The 17,997-nt window shown below is 51.1% G+C and carries 12 protein-coding genes; 2 read left to right on the top strand and 10 right to left on the bottom strand.

The features are described 5' to 3' along the window. Nucleotides 1-157: 157 nt before the first annotated feature. The 7 genes from ACW9SV_RS09350 to uvrA form a co-directional block, all read right to left on the bottom strand. On the bottom strand, nucleotides 158-5,386 hold the full coding sequence (locus ACW9SV_RS09350) for a hypothetical protein (protein ID WP_479556470.1): 5,229 nt from the start codon (nucleotides 5,384-5,386) through the stop codon (nucleotides 158-160). A gap of 20 nt (nucleotides 5,387-5,406) precedes the next feature. Further along, entirely contained in the window at nucleotides 5,407-6,246 is an 840-nt protein-coding gene (prmA, locus tag ACW9SV_RS09345; protein ID WP_479556469.1) for a 50S ribosomal protein L11 methyltransferase, read from the bottom strand. 267 nt (nucleotides 6,247-6,513) lie between these two features. After that, nucleotides 6,514-7,278, bottom strand: coding sequence for a triose-phosphate isomerase (gene tpiA, locus ACW9SV_RS09340; protein WP_479556468.1), 765 nt, complete (start codon nucleotides 7,276-7,278; stop codon nucleotides 6,514-6,516). Nucleotides 7,279-7,461: 183 nt separating this feature from the next. Then, nucleotides 7,462-8,613: a lycopene cyclase family protein gene (locus ACW9SV_RS09335; protein ID WP_479556467.1), complete on the bottom strand. Its 1,152-nt coding sequence runs from the start codon at nucleotides 8,611-8,613 to the stop codon at nucleotides 7,462-7,464. Next, nucleotides 8,603-9,268 carry a carotenoid biosynthesis protein gene (locus tag ACW9SV_RS09330; protein ID WP_479556466.1) on the bottom strand — a complete coding sequence of 222 codons (666 nt, stop codon included), beginning with the start codon at nucleotides 9,266-9,268 and terminating at the stop codon, nucleotides 8,603-8,605. The genes ACW9SV_RS09335 and ACW9SV_RS09330 overlap by 11 nt, the downstream gene beginning before the upstream one ends. A 100-nt stretch (nucleotides 9,269-9,368) precedes the next feature. Continuing rightward, entirely contained in the window at nucleotides 9,369-10,073 is a 705-nt protein-coding gene (locus ACW9SV_RS09325) for a YiiX family permuted papain-like enzyme (RefSeq protein ID WP_479556524.1), read from the bottom strand. Nucleotides 10,074-10,197: 124 nt separating this feature from the next. Beyond that, nucleotides 10,198-13,014, bottom strand: coding sequence for an excinuclease ABC subunit UvrA (uvrA, locus tag ACW9SV_RS09320; protein ID WP_479556465.1), 2,817 nt, complete (start codon nucleotides 13,012-13,014; stop codon nucleotides 10,198-10,200). Between the two features lie 277 nt (nucleotides 13,015-13,291). Here uvrA and ACW9SV_RS09315 point away from each other — a divergent pair, with 277 nt between their 5' ends. Continuing rightward, nucleotides 13,292-13,420: a 30S ribosomal protein THX gene (locus ACW9SV_RS09315; protein WP_479556464.1), complete on the top strand. Its 129-nt coding sequence runs from the start codon at nucleotides 13,292-13,294 to the stop codon at nucleotides 13,418-13,420. A 117-nt stretch (nucleotides 13,421-13,537) separates the two neighbouring features. Here the strand turns inward: ACW9SV_RS09315 and ACW9SV_RS09310 are convergent, their stop codons facing one another. Next, nucleotides 13,538-14,797 carry an MFS transporter gene (locus ACW9SV_RS09310; RefSeq protein ID WP_479556463.1) on the bottom strand — a complete coding sequence of 420 codons (1,260 nt, stop codon included), beginning with the start codon at nucleotides 14,795-14,797 and terminating at the stop codon, nucleotides 13,538-13,540. A gap of 183 nt (nucleotides 14,798-14,980) precedes the next feature. Between ACW9SV_RS09310 and ACW9SV_RS09305 the strand changes: the two genes are divergently transcribed. Next, nucleotides 14,981-15,415, top strand: coding sequence for a hypothetical protein (locus ACW9SV_RS09305; protein WP_479556462.1), 435 nt, complete (start codon nucleotides 14,981-14,983; stop codon nucleotides 15,413-15,415). A gap of 143 nt (nucleotides 15,416-15,558) precedes the next feature. Here ACW9SV_RS09305 and ACW9SV_RS09300 read toward each other — a convergent pair whose 3' ends face one another. Together ACW9SV_RS09300 and ACW9SV_RS09295 are read right to left on the bottom strand one after the other, a co-directional pair. After that, entirely contained in the window at nucleotides 15,559-16,578 is a 1,020-nt protein-coding gene (locus ACW9SV_RS09300) for a cytochrome d ubiquinol oxidase subunit II (protein WP_479556461.1), read from the bottom strand. A gap of 9 nt (nucleotides 16,579-16,587) precedes the next feature. Then, entirely contained in the window at nucleotides 16,588-17,922 is a 1,335-nt protein-coding gene (locus tag ACW9SV_RS09295; protein ID WP_479556460.1) for a cytochrome ubiquinol oxidase subunit I, read from the bottom strand. Nucleotides 17,923-17,997 lie beyond the last annotated feature (75 nt).

Below are 17,997 nucleotides of genomic sequence, written 5' to 3'. Positions count from 1 at the left end.
CCTTTCAAATATAGACAAACCCTTCCCATGGCCCAACACCCATACTGGTCCTTCACGAAACATCCCGTTTCCGGGCAGTTCCTGAGAAACTAGCCTGAAAACGGGATGTTAGGGTAGTAGAAAAGGAAACCTTTTGAACCGCCTGATGGACTACATGTTAGTTGCCAACCGGGTCAATGTCTGGAGGCGCTTCGCCGGCTTTCTTCTTCTTTTCTTTTTTCTTTTTGCCAGAAGCATCTTCCTGCTCAGTTACCGGGGTTTCAAAGCCAGACGGAACCACATCTACATCCGCCTCTTTCTTTTTCTTCTTGTCTTTTCCTTTGGCTTCCTCTGGCTGAGGAGCGGCTGGGGTTTCAAATCCGGCCGGAACTGCATCGGCAGCTTCCTCTTTCTTTTTCTTCTTGGCCTTAGGTTCCTCTGACTGGACTACCGGGGTGTCAAAACCTGAAGGAATAGCTCCGGTCTCTGTTTCTTCCCCTTTCTTTTTCTTCTTGCTCTTCTTGTCAGTTTCTTCTGCCGGAGCGGTGTCAAAGGTGTTGTACACTTGCTGCGGAGCGGCCTTCATAGGTTCTTTGCCCAGGTATGTTTTTCGGAAGTAATTCACGAACTCCATCCGGTCTATGTCTTCCAGCGGATAGAAGGTGTAGTCACCACCAGCCACGGCTCTGCCTTTTGACTTGGAAGCCACCGCGCCGTTAAACTGCGGATCTGATGAGGTCATTCCTAATCCGCCTTCAAAGAAGTTGAAGTAGTACCAAACGTATGGGTTCACCTCCAGGTACATGGAAACGGCATCTCCGGCGGCACCCGCTTTGATCTCAATGTGCCCGGTGATTTTCGCGTTTACGTCTGTCTTGTCAATGCCGGCAATGCTTACCGGGCCTACGCTGTACCAGGCATTGTTCTTAGGTGACCACTTCAGGTTCACTTGGTTCAGCACCAGCGTATGGATGAGTTTGTCAGAAATTTTAGAGAAAGGAACGTAGCCCTTAGACGTGGCCGCTGTGAATGCCGGCACGCCTTTGTCTCCAATAAACGCAGCCAGTTTGTACGGAAGCGTAGGGCTGTTTAAGTCCACTCCTTCCGGAAGGCCGGCTACATCTTTTGCTACTTTTGCGCCCATGCTTTCAATGGCTTGGGAGGGCGCGTCAAAGTCAAAAGCCATGAAGGTGTCTAACTCATAGCGGCTGCTATCGGTACGGCCAATACCGCTACCTACTGTGGTCAGCTTGAATCCTTTCACCGGTCTGATGAGGTTGAACTGCCCGTCATACTTGGCTTCTTTGGTAGCGTCATTGTACTGCAGCATGTTGCCGGTATAGGAGTTTCCGTAAGCGCGGCCCTCATCGCCCAGTTTGTACATTTTTTCTTCTTTGTTGAAAGAAAGCACGCCCTGTACGTCAAACACATCTATGTCATCATCAAACTGCTTCTTGGAAACGAACGTGTTGTAGAGCTTCCCGGAAGTTGTGTTGATGTGGATACCGGTTTTCAGCGGAGTGCCATCAGCCAGGGCCGGATTCTTGATTTCTAGGCGTACATCCTCTGGGTCTACCCCATCGCGTTTGTACGGGAACCAGTCGGCACTCTCATTTCCGCCGAAAAGCATCTTGGCATGCCCGTCAAAATTGAAGGTCTTCTTGTTAGAGGCCACCGCCACGTTCCCGTAGTACCGCACCTTAGGGATGATGAACAGGGTGTCTTTCTCATTGACAGTACCCTCGGCTAAAAAGAAGGCCGGCGCTTTAGGCTCGTCTTTCTTACCTCCTTCTGGTTTTTGCCAGGTAAACTTGTCAAACTTGATCTTGTAGGCATCGCCACTGGCATTGGCAAAGGAGTAGGTAGCGTTACCTGTGATGCCAAAGCGGTTGTCTACGTGCAGTTCGCCTTTCACCATCTGGTGGAATTTCTGAACAGAGTCCATGGCTAACCCGGCTTTCTGGAACGTCTTCAACTCTGCATCTTTCAAGAACTGTACTCTGTTGCTGTCTGGCACAATGTAGCTATCGCCAATAGGAATGTACGGCACGCCCGACGCCACCAAGGTATAGTTACTGAAGTCATAAGTGGCACTCTTTGCTTTGAAAGCAAGCGAGTCATCGCCTGACTTCATGGAGTAGAAGTAAGACTCGCCACCGTCTGTATTGCCGCTGGTCAAGATGAGCTTTCTGGTTTTGAAATCCCACTTACCGGCAGACAGAGAAGATTTGTATTGGGCAAACGGAAACTCAGTGGTAGTTTTGCCTTTGGTTTCGGCCCCGTACTCGGCGTAGCCGGCATCCATGTGGAAGTCCAAGTAGACATCGTAGGTGGTAAGGGCCGGTATTTTCTTATCAGAGGAAGCTACCTCCATACCGGCCTTGTTCCCGTGGATGAGTCCTTTCTTGAACACAAACAGCGGTGATTTCATGGCCACCTCTTTGTTTTCCACTACCCCGTTCCCAAACAGCGATGATGGCGTAAAGCCCAGCATACCTTTATAAGTAAAGCGGTCGTTGAAAATGCTCATCAGTTCTCTACCCACCGTGTGCACTTGAAGCGTGTCTTTGTAAGGGAACCAGTTCATCTTAAAGGCCTTGAACGTACCGCTAGGGTAAGAGCCTTGGGCAACGGTACCTTCCTTAAAGCTTCCTTTCTTTCCAACCTGGGTAATGGCCGAGTCAAGGTAGAACACAAACCCGGGTGAGTGCATGGTAGCAGTCTGGTAACTCAGAACGCCTTTTCCTCTCAGTCCTTTGGTATCCATGGTAAGGGTATCGGTGAAACGGCCCTTGCCTCCGTACACCGCAAACCCAGCTTTAGGCACTGGGTAAATAAACCCTAACGCCCCATCTGGCTGAATGGCCAACTTTGTCTCAAACGGAGGGAAAATGCCCCCGGAATTAAAGGTTCCCTTAAACCCGATGACATTATGCTTGGTGCTGGCCATGCTGTCTATCTTGAACGGCGGAATGTTGAAATACACCGTAGTGTCATACACCCCACCCAAGATTTCTGGCTTATTGAAGTACACCGTGGCACCTGAGATGGCATCCAGGGCCGGATAGCCTAATGATTTCTTGCGACCAGATTTGTTGTCAGGGCGGTTAATGTACAGTTTAGCTTGACCTTTGCCGCCCCGGTTCACCAGAGTAAAGGGGGTGTCTTTCTCTTTTCCGTCCTGGCCTTTGGTTTTAGTGGTTAAAACGGTAGAATCGATTTTGGCCAGATTTATAAAAAACCCATCATAATCAAACAAGAACTCCTTGCCTTTGAAAGTAAAGTCAGTGGACTTCACTTTCCCGTTGAACAACATGTTGCGGTTTTTCTGTATCCGGACGGTCTGGCTGTCTGGCTCTACAATGACTGCTGAGTCTGTATGAAAAGCGAATGACTCTACCCCATGCAGAATCAAATCACCTGAAGCCAAGTCTAGGGTAGCGTTCTTACCTGCTGGTGACAGGGCATTCAAATGGATGTAGTCATAGTCTTTCTTGTCTCTGGAAGCGTCTACGTAGTGGTAGGCTTTCTCGCGCAGGAGCACGTAACCGGTGGTGGCGTCATAGTCCAGGTAGTTGCTTTGGGACAAGGTGGTAAGGGCATTGTGCAGCACCTCCTTCTTGATCTTGGTGTCCTCAGACATCTGCGCCAGGTAGAACGTCTTACTTCCAATCTTAGCCCCATACCCTACTGTGGTATACAGCGGGTGGAAGTTGGAGATGGTTTTGATCTGCTGGAAGCGAGTTAAGGTAAAATACTCTTTAGAGTTCACCTGCACCGGCACCTCGTTCTTAGCCGTTAAGATGGAGAAATCAATTTTAGGCTCTTTGATGTTCCAAGAAGCCATATCGGTGGTAAGCTCTACCTGGTTGTAAGAGTGGTAATAAGGCGTCTGCTTGTAGAACCCTTCCGGATTGATCAACACCAGCCGTTTCCCTTCCTTGTTGTACTTGAACTTCACTCCCGGGTGGGTAATGGAGTCTTTGCCCTGGAAAAGCGCAACACCCGCCTCTGGGGCAGTGATGATGCTGTCATTGATGGTATAGTTACGGGAAGAGGCCCTGAACTTGGCTTCTCCGTTATCAGATACCCAAATGGTGGAAGGGCTGCCATCCAGGGCGGCACTCATGATGGTACCCCCGGTCAGGGAAAGCCCGCCCAGGTATTTGATGTCTGCGCCAAAGCGTTTGATGTTGGCGTTGTTGGTGTGCGAGATGAACTTAGGAAACCCATTATCACCGTTGGCTTTAGGCCGCGTAAGCCGATACTCCAGATTACCCCTGATCGTGTTTTCCAGCACAGCCGGATACGTCAGCGTTACGTCCTCCGCCTTGAAACCTGGCTTGGCCACTTCAAAAGCGAGGTTCTTGAATTCGGCAGTGGCATCTCCGCCCATCCGGTTCCAGACCAGTTTACCGCCGGTACCGGCATATTGGCCATTGGCCAGGGAAACGGCACCGTTGGCTTCTTTGATGGTCACTGAGTCAAACGCAGAGGCAAACACCAAATCTGACTTCTGTAGCACTACCACCGGGCCTGCCAGCACCGGCAGAGGAGCCGAAAAGTACTCCTTTTCTACCGGTGGGGCAGGTTCTGCTTTGGCCGGGGCCGGAGTGTCTTTCTTGGCGGCAGCAGGAGACTTTGTACCCGTAGATTTTTTAGAGCTGCTGGAGCTCTTAGCCGTTTTAGCAGCCGGCTTTGTTACTTTCTTAGGCGTTTCCCAAGCGGCCCAAGGATCTTCCTCTACCGGTTTGGGTGCTACTTTCTTAGGGGCTGGTTTTGGGGTAGCCGTTGCTGCTTTTGCGGCCGGGGTTGCAGCTGACTTGGTAGGAGTTGTCTTTGGAGTGGCTGCCTCAGCAGGCTCTTCTGTTCCCCAACCAGAATCGGTGACAGCTGCCGGGGTTCCTTCGCGGTACTCAAAAGTGAAGACGCCGCCTTGGGCCTGCAATCTGTTGGTGGGGCCTTTATATAAGGTTTTGGTTAAAAGAAACTGCTGAGTGTTTGCCAGGAATTTCTCATATACCTTGATGTCCTGTTTCTGGAGGGTTTGCTCCATCACGGCCAATAACTGGTCAAGATTGGCGCCGGTGTATTGGTGCAGGTTCACGCTGGAACTCACAGTACCCAGAAAATGCTCATAGTGCGGTCGGGCCTTTAGCTTTTTCTTGAGCATTTGCTGCGCTAGGTCCATGACCTTCTTTTTCTGGGTGTCATTCAATCTGCCGCTGGCCCAAGCCTGCTCAAAACTGGTACCCACCTGCACCGCCGCCGTGTTTTTGGTACCGGCCATTAAGGCGCGCATGTCCAGCACAAACTGCTCCGGGTTATCGGCAGACAGCTTATAGGTCTGGGCATTACTGGCCAACCCGGTGAGTAAAAGAATCAGGAAGAGATAAAAATGCTTCATATAAAACGATGCTAAGCAGGCTATTTAGTGGCTGTTTTCCGGAAAATGGCCGAAACCCAGTTGTTCTTGTTTCTGGAAGACTCAAAAGCAAGGCCAAGCTCAGCGGCCCTCTCTTGCAGTAGCGGAAGATCTTCGGTATAAAAGCCGCTCAGCACCAAAGGCCCTTCGGGCAGCAGCAATTGGGAATACACGGGCATGTCTTCCAACAACACATTGCGGTTGATATTGGCCAGAATAAGGTCAAAAGGCGCCTCTCCTTGCAACACGGTGGCATCTCCCAAGCGCACCTCCAAAGTAGAGCAGTTGTTACGCTCCGCGTTTTCACGGGCGTTTTCCACGGTCCAGTCTTCAATGTCCACGGCCAGTACCTGGCGGGCACCCAATTGCTCGGCCATGATGGCCAGGATACCGGTACCGCAGCCCATGTCCAGCACGCGCTTTCCAGCATGGCCTAAGGTCAATTGGTTTTCAATCATGAGGGTGGTGGTCTCATGATGCCCCGTCCCGAAAGACATTTTTGGGGTGATCACGATGTCGTACTGGATTCCTTCGGGCTTAGGGTGGAAATCGGCGCGCACCGATACTTGGTCTGCGATCAGTAAGGCTTCAAAATTCTTCTCCCACTCCTCGTTCCAGTTCTGTTTGGCAATGCTTCTGGTCTGGTACGGAAACTCTCCGGCAAATTGGTAACGCTCTAATACCTCCTGCAGGGCTTCCTCAGAAAACCGCTCTTCTTCAATGTACCCCTGAAATCCTTCATCGGTATCCTGAAAGGTATCAAACCCTAATTCCCCCAATTCGGCAATCAGGATTTCAGAATACTCTGGCGAAGCGGTAACCGTTACTTCAATGAAACTCATAAACGTTTGTATAAAAATTCTGCCATCTGGCAGAAGACTAGGTAAATATTTCAACGAAAATAAGAGTAATATCTTGTGTTTTAGTCTTATTTCTAGAAAAGGAAGCAAAAAGCTTAAAAGGTAGATGAGGGCATTTATTACCTTCTACCCCATAAATATATGGTTTAAAAGCAATTTGGGCCTGTTTTTCTCAAAACAGGCCCAAAATATAAGGCTATCACTATATAAATATTCAGACATCAGGCAAAGAGGCCTGCCAGAAGCCCCTTAGAAAGATTTAATGATATCAGTGAAATCTCTTGACTTAAGCGAGGCACCGCCAATCAACCCGCCGTCTACGTCTGGCTGGGCGAACAATTCTTTGGCGTTGCCGGGGTTGGCGCTACCGCCGTACAGAATGGTCTTGTTGTAAGCGGCCTCGGCGTCAAAAATGCGAGACAGTTCTTCTCTGATGCTAGCGTGCATCTCCTGCGCCTGCTGGCTGCTGGCTGTACGGCCCGTACCAATAGCCCAGATGGGTTCGTAGGCAATCACAATCTGGTCAAACTCCTCGTTGCTCAGGTGCGCCACAGTTTCCCTCAACTGCTGGGCTACATACTTGAAGTGATCCTCGGCCTCGCGTACCTCCAATGGCTCACCGCAACAGAAAATAGGCTTGATGCCCTGTGCCAAAGCGGCTTTCATTTTTTTCAAAAGCAGATCCGCGTCTTCGTTGTGGTATTGACGGCGCTCAGAGTGACCTACCAGCACATACTCCACGCCCACAGACTTCAGCATGGCCGCTGATACTTCGCCAGTGTAGGCGCCGCTCTCATGGGCACTTACGTCTTGCGCAGCCAGGTGCATGCGCGGGTTGCCCTGGATCAGTTTAGAAACGGAGTTCAGGAACGGAAACGGCGGCGTGACAATCACCTCCACGTTGTCTCCGGTGACCTCGTCTTTCACCATGTTATCAATCTCGCTTACCAGGGCCTGCGCCTCTTGGTAGGTTTTGTTCATTTTCCAGTTGCCGGCAACAATGTTTTTTCTCATAGCCATGAATTAGGTATTTGATGGAAGGGGCTGCTTTACGCACCACCAAGGTTTTAGGTTCTTTTTCTTAAAAATAGGTCAAAAAGGCTCCCGCTACAGAAAACAGTAGCCGTACCTGAGCCGCTAAGTTAGTGATTTGTGGTTTACGTGCGTTGCCAGATAGGTAGATCAAAAACCTGCCGTTTAGCCATTCAATCCTTGCTTGATGACTGCCGACAGGAAAATGGGCCGGTTCACCGCGTTCATGATCCGGATATCTTCCAGGAGCGAGGTCTCTTCGTTCAAAAATTTAAGGATGAGGCTCGCCGGCAACTTGCTGAACATGTCATGGAATACCTCCCAAGACTCCTGCTTTTTCTCCAGCAATACCCGCAGGAACACGCTGTCATAAAAGGCGAATTTGTCGATGCTTTTTCCAGAACCCGCCAACGGTTTTCGGCCTTGAGCCAGGTTACGCGCGATGGCCGCACACTGCCGTTGGATAAAGCTGAACGTGTACCCCGTGGACGCCTTGGTGGCACCGCCTGCCGTACCTATGTTGATCACCTTCTCGCTCATTCCCTTGGAGAAAGGAGCATCGGTCATAGGAATGATGCCCACCTCCTCATGCGTGACTTCATATTGGGTGAGGTGCAGGAAATCACGCAGGTAGGCGCTTAGTTCTTTATCATACTCTTCCTGGGACAAAGCTGCCACTGAAAAGCCAGTGTACTCTACTAAGGCCTCATAGGCGTTGACCGGTAACACATACATGAACCGGCAGTCTTGGTGCTGTTCTACCCTGAAATCCATGAGCGTGGGTTCCTCAGGCTTGAAAACGGGTTCGGCGGTTTTGATGAAAATACCCTTAAAATGCTGCACCAAATAATGTTTATGCGGCAGTTTAGGAATTTGAAAAAGCACGCTGTTGAACACGTAGTGTGCTTGGTACACCGCGTTCTTCCCCCTGATCATGCCTTCCGGCTCCATTGCCACAATCTCGTCTTGCCGGAACTCCACGTTAGGATACTTCTCTATTAAAGAAAAGCAGTGCTGGTAAAACGAGAGGCTATCCAGCATTTTGTACCGATACGGGCTGATGTCCAGCAAAGCCGAGAACTTCTGAGAATGGAAGTGCAGTTTGCTCCACTTGCTTTTCAGGCAGCTTTCAAACGGACTCTCGCTGGTTTCCCAGAAGCACCAGGTGCGGTCATTGGTTTGTTTCAAATCCCGGTCCAGCAGCAGAATGCGTTTTTGTTGCAGGCTTTCATGACCCAGCAGATGGCAGACCAAGCTCAACCCGGCAGCTCCCGTCCCGGCAATGATGTAATCGTAGGTGAGGGTTTTATCCTGCATAAAAAAGCTCTACCAGGTTGAGAAGCAGGAAAAACACAAACTGCACCAGCAAAAAATATGGGGCAAACAGGTTTCTGGAGTTTTTCAGCAACGGAATGAGCACCAGCGCAAACAGGAAACTGAAGACGTACCAGGCCAAGTAATTTTGCAAAGGCGGCGTGTGACCATCCCAATACCAGAAGTCGAATTTCTCGCAGACCTGTTCAATCAGAAAATCAATGCTCACCGGAATGGCTGCCGCGATGGCTGCTTTAAATAGATAAGACTTATCCCATTGGTTCACCACCGCTGCCGCTGCAAAACACAAAGCGGCCCAGTTCATACCAATTACCAAAGGCACTTCCATAAACTTAAACCCGAAGGCATCGCCGTAATGGTAGCCGCCAAACACCTTTCCAGTGGCCACCCCGATGATCTCTGCTGTCAAGCCAACCAAAAAGACACCTACTGCGCCCAACACCATTTTTACCGTGAGCCCCTGATGGTTCCACAGCAGCAACCCCGTCGCCAGGATCAGGTTCAAAGGCGTGTTGCTTAAAAACCACTCCCGGTAAGAGGTATAGAACCCAATGAGCCCGCACACGTGGAACAGGCAGATAATGCCCACGGAGATCTGAAGTTTATTGACAGGAAGAGGAGCGGTAAGTTCCTTCATTCGAGGACTGAGCTTGGTTTGAAGTTGGCGCAAAGGCAGCTATACGCTGCGACGGCAATATAGTCAACCGGAACCAATTAGATTTGTTCTGATCTGCGGCTTACTTCTGCGCCACCGTCACTAGCAAATCTGAGGCAAACATACTGGCCGGAGAGATTACCTTTTCTTCGTACGGAATGTTGCGGCCGTAGCGCTCCCGCATCTTTGCCTGCACCGGCTTTGCCGTTAAATCAAAGTCTTTAAGTCTCTCTAGTTTGCCTATCTCTATGCCGGCAGCCCGCTGATACACTTTCCAGACAAGTTCTGAGCAGTAGATTTTGTCATCAGACCACTCAAAGGTGAGGTCATAGTCTTTGCCTGCCAGTTTCTGCCCTTCCTCTTTCATCTTGGCTAACACTGGTTTAGTTAACACTTGATCTGCATTTTTCAAGCGTTTTACCACAAAATGACTGCCCTCCCCACGGGCAATCCATTCGGCCAACGGTGTGGTAGAAACCGGCTGCACCGCTTCATAGACAAAGTAGTTTCCGCCTTCTTGGTACACGATGCCGCAGTGGCTGTACTTTGATTTCGTGGCTAATTGAATAGCTTTGCTCTGCGCCGAGCGTGAGGTGTGGAAAATAAGATCTCCGTTCTGCAGTTTACCTTCTGCCGCTAGGTTCTGCACTTCCGCCGTCATCTGCTGGGATTCCTCTGGACTGGATTTGCCGTAGCGTTTTTCCAGAAAGAAACCTGCTACAAAGAGGGCAATTAGGAACAGAGCCGGTAAAAGAATCTTAGGACGAAGCATGTTCCAAGGTATCATTTTCAAGCCGATTTGCCTAAATGCCCAAAAACAAAAAGACCTGTGAGGTTTTCAAATCCTCACAGGTCTAACTCAATCAATTATGGTTTAAGGGCAATTTCCCAAAAACAGCCGCTAAAAAGGTTTATAACTTCGGCTTCAAATACTTGCCTGTATGGTTGTCCTCCTGTTTCACCAAATCTTCTGGGGTGCCTTCAAACAGCAAGTGCCCGCCATTGGTACCGCCTTCAGGCCCCAGGTCAATAATCCAGTCAGCGCATTTGATGATGTCCATGTTGTGTTCAATCACCAGCACGGTGTTGCCGTTTTCCACCAAGGCATTCAGGGCCGTTAACAGCTTGCTGATATCGTGGAAGTGGAGACCGGTGCTGGGCTCATCAAAGATAAACAAGATGTTGCCGTTGTGCGGGGTAGCGCCTTTGGTCAGGAACGAGGCCAGTTTCACGCGCTGTGCCTCACCACCAGATAAGGTATTGCTGGATTGCCCCAGCCGGATGTACCCGAGGCCCACGTCTTGCAGCGGCTTCAGTTTCTCCAAAATTTTAGGCTGGTCTTTGAAGAAGATCAAACTGTCATCAATGGTCATGTCCAGCACCTCGGAGATGTTTTTCTCGTGGTACTGAATGTCCAGGATGTCTTGCTTGAACTTCTGACCGCCGCAGGCCTCGCAGGTCAGGTAGATATCGGCCATGAACTGCATCTCAATTTTCACCTGGCCTTCGCCCTGGCACACTTCGCACCGGCCACCTTCTATGTTGAAAGAGAAGTGCGACGGCTTGAAGCCACGGGCTTTCGCCAGCGGCTGATCGGCGTACATGGTCCGGATAGCATCGTAGGCTTTCACGTAGGTCACCGGGTTAGAACGCGAGGACTTCCCGATAGGGTTCTGGTCCACAAACTCCACGTGGCTCACCTTGTTGATGTCACCAGTGAGTTTATCGAATTTACCCGTGGCATCGGCGTGACCACCTAACGCTTTGATGAGCGACGGGGCCAGAATCTTCTTCACCAGGGTAGATTTACCCGAGCCACTCACGCCCGTCACCACGGTCATTACGTCCAGCGGGAACTTAGCCGATACGTTTTTGAGGTTGTTTTCGCGGGCACCGTGCACTTCCACGCAGTTGCGCCACGGCCGACGAGTGGCAGGAACCGGCACTTCCATGCGGCCACTCAGGTAACGACCGGTATAGGTATCGCTTTTCAGGAGTTCATTGAAAGTACCCTGGAACATGAGATTTCCGCCGCCAGATCCTGCTTCCGGACCAATGTCCAAGACCTGGTCAGCGACTTCCATCATGCCTTCTTCGTGCTCTACCACAATCACAGTGTTGCCCATCTGCTGCAAGGTGCGCAAGACACCAATTAACTGGTCCGCGTCTTTCGGGTGCAACCCAATGCTAGGCTCATCCAGGATGTACATGGAACCCACCAGTGCGCTGCCAAGAGAAGTTGCCAGGTTGATGCGTTGACTTTCGCCGCCCGAAAGTGTGTTGGACAGACGGTTCAACGTCAAATAGCCTAAACCAACGCGGGTGAGATAACTCAAACGATTGGTCACCTCGGTGACTAACCTATCCGCCACAGCCATATCATGCTCGCTCAAGCTCAGGTTCTGGAAGAAGTCCAGTGTCTTGGTCACAGGCATGAGCACCAGGTCGGTGATGCTTTTCCCGTCTACTTTCACGTAACTGGCGTCTTTCCGCAGGCGCGAGCCTTTGCAGTCTGGGCAAGCGGTACGTCCCCGATAACGGGAGAGCAGCACGCGGTACTGAATCTTATGCGTCTGCGCCGAGATGTGCTTGAAGAAATCGGTGAGGCCACCGAAGTACTTGTTACCGGTCCAGAGTAATTCCTGCTGCTCCTCAGTAAGTTCGTTGTATGGACGGTGGATGGGAAAATCAAAGCGTACCCCATTTTTGAGCAAGGGCTGCAGCCACTCATTCTGCTTTTCAGTACGCCATGGCGCGATGGCTCCCTCGTACACCGTCAGGCTTTTGTCTGGGATGACCAGGTCTGGGTCAATGCCCAGCACGCTGCCCCAACCTTCGCAGGTCTGGCAGGCGCCGTATGGGTTGTTAAAGGAGAAGAAGTTCACGTTAGGCTCCTCGAACACCATGCCGTCCAGCTCAAAGCGGTTGGAGAACACACGGGTCTCGTCGCCGATCTGGATGTGACACTCGTCGTGGCCCTCGTAGAAAGCGGTCTGCACCGAGTCAGCGAGGCGCATCTGTAGGCTTTCGTCTTCCTCGCCCTGCTTAATCACAGCGCGGTCAATCAGCACCGATACTGTTCCCTTGGGTTCTTTCTGGCCCTCGGCAATCAGTTCCTCAATGAAGGAGACCTCACCGTTGTAGAGCACGCGGGAATAGCCTTTCTGCAGCAGCAGGTCCAGCTCTTTGCTAAGCTTGCGGTCTTTGCTTTGCTGCAGCGGCGCCAGAATCATGATGCGGGTTCCGTCTTCCAAGGTCATCAGGAAATCGACCACGCTGGAAACGGTGTCTTTCTTCACTTCCTGCCCCGAAACCGGCGAAATGGTTTTGCCAATGCGGGCGTAAAGCAGCTTGAGGTAATCGTAAATCTCGGTGCTGGTACCCACGGTGGAGCGGTTGTTCCGGATGCTGACCTTCTGCTCAATGGCAATGGCCGGACTGATGCCGCGGATGTAATCTACATCGGGCTTATCCATACGGCCCAGGAACTGGCGGGCGTAGGAGCTTAAGCTCTCCACGTACATGCGCTGTCCCTCGGCGTAGAGCGTGTCAAAGGCCAGGGATGATTTGCCCGAACCGGAAAGGCCGGTCACCACAATGAACTGGTTACGCGGCAGGGCCACGCTCAGGTTCTTTAGATTATGGACGCGGGCCCGCTTGATGATGATGTGCTCGCGGGCGTCCAGCGCGTCTAATTCGGTATCTTGTTGGATGAGATCTTCTGTCATATAGAATTATAGCCTCTCTAGAACAACAACCGCGGCAGAATAATTCTGTTTGAACGGGTTTAAAACAAGCGGGAGACCAAACCGCAAATGTAGGCATACGCATTGGTTTTTAGAAGGGTAAGCCTAGATTCCGTTTTAGGGTTACTTTCTGAAAACCAAGCCACAAGCCCCTGAAGAAACTTGCGCTTATTTCGCAGACTTTGTAACTTTCTTTCCGTAGTTCTCGGATGAGAGTACTTGTCACATCATGTTTCATTTATAAACAAACAGTACTACCATGGGAAAAGGAGATAAAAAAAGTAAAAAAGGAAAGATCAGCAAAGGCTCATTTGGTAACAGCCGTCCGCAGAAGCCGAAGAACGAAGCCACCAAAGCCGCTAAGTTAACGGCTGCCAGCAAAGCCTAAGTATTTGCCTAAAAACAGCGAGGCCCGCCAGATTTTTCTGGCGGGCCTCGCTGTTTTTAGGCTGTTCCCGTGAAATCACGCTTAAAATGTGCAGCACAGACAAGGCTGCGCACAGCCTTACAAGCTTAGTTTACGCAGCTTATCGGCTTTCCAGGCGGTGAAGGCGACGATGAGAATAGTCATGGTACCCCCGAATACCACTGACGGTACCACGCCTAGCAGTTTGGCGGCAAGCCCCGATTCAAAAGACCCAATCTCGTTGCTGGAGCCCACGAAGATGTTGTTCACGCTGGAGACCCGGCCTTTCATGTGCTCGGGCGTAAGCGTATGGATCAAGGTAGATCTAATAATCACCGAGACGCTGTCCAGTACGCCGCTCAGCAGCAGCATCCCAAAGGAGAGCCAGAACAACTTAGACAAGCCAAACACAATGATACAGGCTCCAAAACCAGCCACCGCCCACAGCATTTTCTTCCCGGCATTAAAGGTAATCGGCCGGTAGGCCATAAACAGCGCCATGGTCACAGAGCCAATAGCAGGTGCCGAGCGCAACAAGCCCAGACCCTGTGGCCCGATCTTAAGGATATCAGAGGCGAACACCGGCAACAGAATCACGGCTCCGCCGAAAAGCACCGCAAACATATCCAAGGCCAGCGCACTGAGGATGATCTGGTTCCCGAACACGAACTTTAGACCAGTCTGTAGGCTTTCCCTTATCTTGAGTTTAGGACCCTCGCTCACCGGCAATGGCTTGCCCGCAATAAATGAGTACAGCAAAAGCGAAAGCAACACCAGCGAAGCATCTACCCCAAAGGCCGCGGTCACACCGCCAAAAGCATACACCAAGCCCCCGATGGCCGGTCCTGCCACCGAGCCTGCCTGCCAGGTAGTACTGCTCCATGTAATGGCATTGGCATACAGTTTCCGGTCTGGCAGCAGCTGGGGCATAAAGGCGAACACGGCTGGCCCCATAAATCCGCGCGCGATGCCGCTCAGGAAAATCACCGAATAGATGGGCAGTGTGCCAAATGCATGCAGGATTTTACCAACATCCAGGGTGTAGAACAAGAGCGCCAACGAACAGAAAAGCAACACACTGAGCACGGTAATAATAATGCGTTTTCTGGGGATGATATCCGCCACGTGCCCGGCATACAGCGCCACCGTAATAGACGGAATTGCTTCCACCAGCCCGATCAGCCCAAGTGAAAAGGGGTCTTTGGTGATGTCATAGATCTGCCAACCCACCACCACGGCCTGTATTTGCATGGCCAGGGTAATGCAAAAACGCGCAGAAACAAAAAATCTGAATTCAGGAATCCGGAGCACGGCATACGGATCATGTCGCTCCTCCGGAACAGGGGTAGGTGTCGTCACAGGTTAAAAGTAAGAAAGCAAAGATATTGCATTTTTCTACGGAATACGTTTATTCTGCCTTTAGAGCGAACGTTCATCAAAATATAGGTGTTCACTATATTCAAAAGCCCACAAACTATTTCCCTTTAAAAGGGCCATGATTGTGCGTAATGTTGTAAGTTTACCGCAAATAGTCCCCAACCTATGTCGCCATCGTTTTTAGATGCAGTTGCACTTACTTATCGTCCAGACCTGGACGTGCTAATTTTGCGTTGGCCGCAGCCGATTTATGCCCTCACCGTGCGGGAGGTTTACCAACAAGTTCTGGAACTGGCACAGGAAACGCACGCCCGTTACTGGCTGTTTGACATCAGAAGCAGAGGTCCCCTTTCAAAGGAGGACGTTGACTGGTTACGTGATACGTACTTCCCGGCTTTACACGGCCAATTAGGGCACATCACCCACGTAGCTTACTTACTTTCCCCAGCCCACGCCAACGATTTAGAGACAAGGTCTTCCGCTATGAAGATGAGAACCTTGCCCTGGTATGGCACCGGCGCCGATTTTGAAGGCTTCACCTCCGAAACTGAAGCGTTGCTTTGGTTGAAGAAGTGCCAGCTAGTAGAAGCAATCAGCTAATCTTAGATTAAGAATACAAAATGGCCCGCTTGGTAGTGTCTTACCAAGCGGGCCATTTTCATTTATGCTAATGCTATGTCGTTTTACCCCTGCTTTTGGGAAACTAGCCTTAAAACCTCTTCGTGACTTCCGTGAGCAAAGGCTTACACCTCGTAGTCATGGATCGGCTTTTTCTGGAAACTGTAGAATAGGTATCCCAAGGCCGGCAGAATAAAAACGCTTCCCAAGAGCAACGCCCAACCCAGGGCATTGATGGTGGCGGCAGGCGCCTGGTTCTCCAGCAGCGACAGGTGGTTACCTCCCTGTAGAAGCAGGAAATTAGGGAAATGTGCGTACCCAATAGCTAGCAGAATCATGGTCACCTGAAAACCTGCCAAAACCCGCAGCACTTTCCCTTGCCCACGTCTTAGCAAGATCCACAGCAACACCAATGATACCGAGGCCAGCACAATGGCCGTAAAACTAACCTTGTTCCCGAAAAGCCATTGCAGCAGCGGCACGCCTTCTACCAAAGCAGCCACAAACACCAGGGCCCCACACACCACGGCAACTATATTCAAGATCAAGGCCTTTTCCACAAACCGCCGACGGTCCTGCTCTTCCTCGGCTTCGCCAATAAGGTAAACGGCCGCCAGAAATCCGCAGAGAGCTACCGTAAAAAAGCCCACCGCTACCGAGAACCAATGCAACCAGCTAAAAACATAGGCCTCGGCAAAAGAAGTGGCGTTCACATTGATGTGCCCCGAGACCACACTGCCGGCGATGATGCCCAGAAACAGCGGCGTCAGGAAACTGGAGTACACAAAGATGTTATTATAGACTCCCTGCATCTCGTCTACCACCGCATCATAGTGCCGGAACACAAAGGCGGTCCCCCTTGCAATGATCCCGATGAGCAGAATCACCAGCGGAATATGCAGGTACACCGACATGGTGGCGTAAATTCTGGGGAAGCCCACAAACAGGATCACAATGGCAATGATCAACCACATGTGGTTGGCCTCCCAGATAGGCCCGATGGCGTGGTACATGGTGGTGCGGGTCCGGCGGATGTTGCGCCGATGGGTGAACAACTCAATGATACCTGCCCCAAAATCGGCTCCGCCCAGCAGAAAGTACAGCAGAATGCCCAGGCAGAGAAAAGCGATTACAACGTATAACATAACCTCTGATTAATGGATAGCGTGAACTGGCTCGGGCGTGACATCATACAAGGTAGGCACTGCCTTTATCTGCCGGTACAGCAGGTAAATCACCACCAGACTCAAGGACAGGTAAATCCCCGTGAACAGGTAAAAAGAATAGGCGATGCCCGGCATTGGGGTTACCGCGTCTTTTGTGCGCATGATACCATTCAAGATCCAGGGCTGCCGGCCTACCTCGGTCACGGTCCAGCCGGCCTCAATGGCAATAAAGCCCAGCGGGATTGCCACCACAAACAGCCGAAGCAGCCAGGTGCTGTACAGCCAGTTCTTTTTCTTCCAGAGGGCCAGCAGATAAAACAGTGAAACCAGCATCAGGAACGAACCCAAGCCTACCATGATTTGAAAAGCGATGTGCGTCACCAACACCGGCGGCTGGTCTTCTTTCGGGAACTTATCCAAACCAATCACTTCCTGCTCAAAGTTGCCGTGCGCTAGGAAACTCAGCATACCCGGTATCTTAATGGCATAGTTTACCTGTTTCTTGTCTTCATCAGGCAAACCACCCAACACCAGATCCGCTGATTTCTCAGTATGGAAATGAGCTTCCATGGCTGCCAACTTTGCAGGTTGCCGCTGGGCCACATCCTTCGCGGAGATGTCACCGGAGATAGGTTGCAAAATGGCTGCCACTGCCCCAAAAATAGCGGCTATCTTAAAGGCTTTAGCATGAAAAACCACGTTTCGCTTCTTCAGGATCATCAGGGCGTGCAGCCCCGCTACCGCGAAACCGGTGGCGGTGAATGCGGCCAGGGTCATGTGCAAGGCTTGGGAAAACCAGGCATCGTTGAACATGGCTTTGATGGGGTCAATGTTCAGGTATTGCCCGTTCACGTAATCAAACCCCGCGGGGCTGTTCATCCAAGCGTTGGCAGCAACCACCAGAATCCCGGAGGCTAATCCGCTTAGGCCCACCACCACTCCGGTAAACCAGTGGAACCAAGGGTTGAACCGGCCCCATCCGTAAAGGAAGAACCCCAACGCAATGGCTTCAATAAAGAAAGCGGTCCCCTCCAGCGAAAACGGCATCCCGAAGATAGGCCCGGCGTGCTCCATGAACTTGGGCCACAGCAGCCCCAACTCAAACGACAGCATGGTTCCCGAGACAGCACCGGTGGCGAAGAAGATGGCTACGCCCTTGCTCCAAGCCTTGGTGAGGCGTTTGTAAACGTCTTGGTGGGTAGTAAGATAGTTGTAATGCGAGACGGCCATGAAGAACGGCATGACCATGCCAATGCAGGCGTAGATAATATGAAATCCCAGCGACAGCGCCATCTGCGACCGGGCGGCAAACAGGTCATCCATGACAAAAGAGATAAGTGGATACTCCGTCCAAATGGACGGTAAGGTAAGACAGGAAAGGTTAGGAGTACAGGAAAA

This window comes from Rufibacter sp. JT20002 (assembly GCF_056491185.1).
Note: the sequence above shows the minus strand (reverse complement) of the source record. Positions and strands in the feature narration are given on the sequence as shown.

What these genes read in the sequence shown, in the direction of transcription:
- ACW9SV_RS09315 (WP_479556464.1), top strand. Translation starts at nt 13,292, where the DNA reads ATGGGAAAAGGAGATAAAAAAAGTAAAAAAGGAAAGATCAGCAAAGGC.
- ACW9SV_RS09335 (WP_479556467.1), bottom strand. Translation starts at nt 8,613, where the DNA reads ATGCAGGATAAAACCCTCACCTACGATTACATCATTGCCGGGACGGGA.
- ACW9SV_RS09350 (WP_479556470.1), bottom strand. Translation starts at nt 5,386, where the DNA reads ATGAAGCATTTTTATCTCTTCCTGATTCTTTTACTCACCGGGTTGGCC.
- tpiA (WP_479556468.1), bottom strand. Translation starts at nt 7,278, where the DNA reads ATGAGAAAAAACATTGTTGCCGGCAACTGGAAAATGAACAAAACCTAC.
- ACW9SV_RS09305 (WP_479556462.1), top strand. Translation starts at nt 14,981, where the DNA reads ATGTCGCCATCGTTTTTAGATGCAGTTGCACTTACTTATCGTCCAGAC.
- ACW9SV_RS09325 (WP_479556524.1), bottom strand. Translation starts at nt 10,073, where the DNA reads ATGATACCTTGGAACATGCTTCGTCCTAAGATTCTTTTACCGGCTCTG.
- uvrA (WP_479556465.1), bottom strand. Translation starts at nt 13,014, where the DNA reads ATGACAGAAGATCTCATCCAACAAGATACCGAATTAGACGCGCTGGAC.
- prmA (WP_479556469.1), bottom strand. Translation starts at nt 6,246, where the DNA reads ATGAGTTTCATTGAAGTAACGGTTACCGCTTCGCCAGAGTATTCTGAA.
- ACW9SV_RS09330 (WP_479556466.1), bottom strand. Translation starts at nt 9,268, where the DNA reads ATGAAGGAACTTACCGCTCCTCTTCCTGTCAATAAACTTCAGATCTCC.
- ACW9SV_RS09295 (WP_479556460.1), bottom strand. Translation starts at nt 17,922, where the DNA reads ATGGATGACCTGTTTGCCGCCCGGTCGCAGATGGCGCTGTCGCTGGGA.
- ACW9SV_RS09300 (WP_479556461.1), bottom strand. Translation starts at nt 16,578, where the DNA reads ATGTTATACGTTGTAATCGCTTTTCTCTGCCTGGGCATTCTGCTGTAC.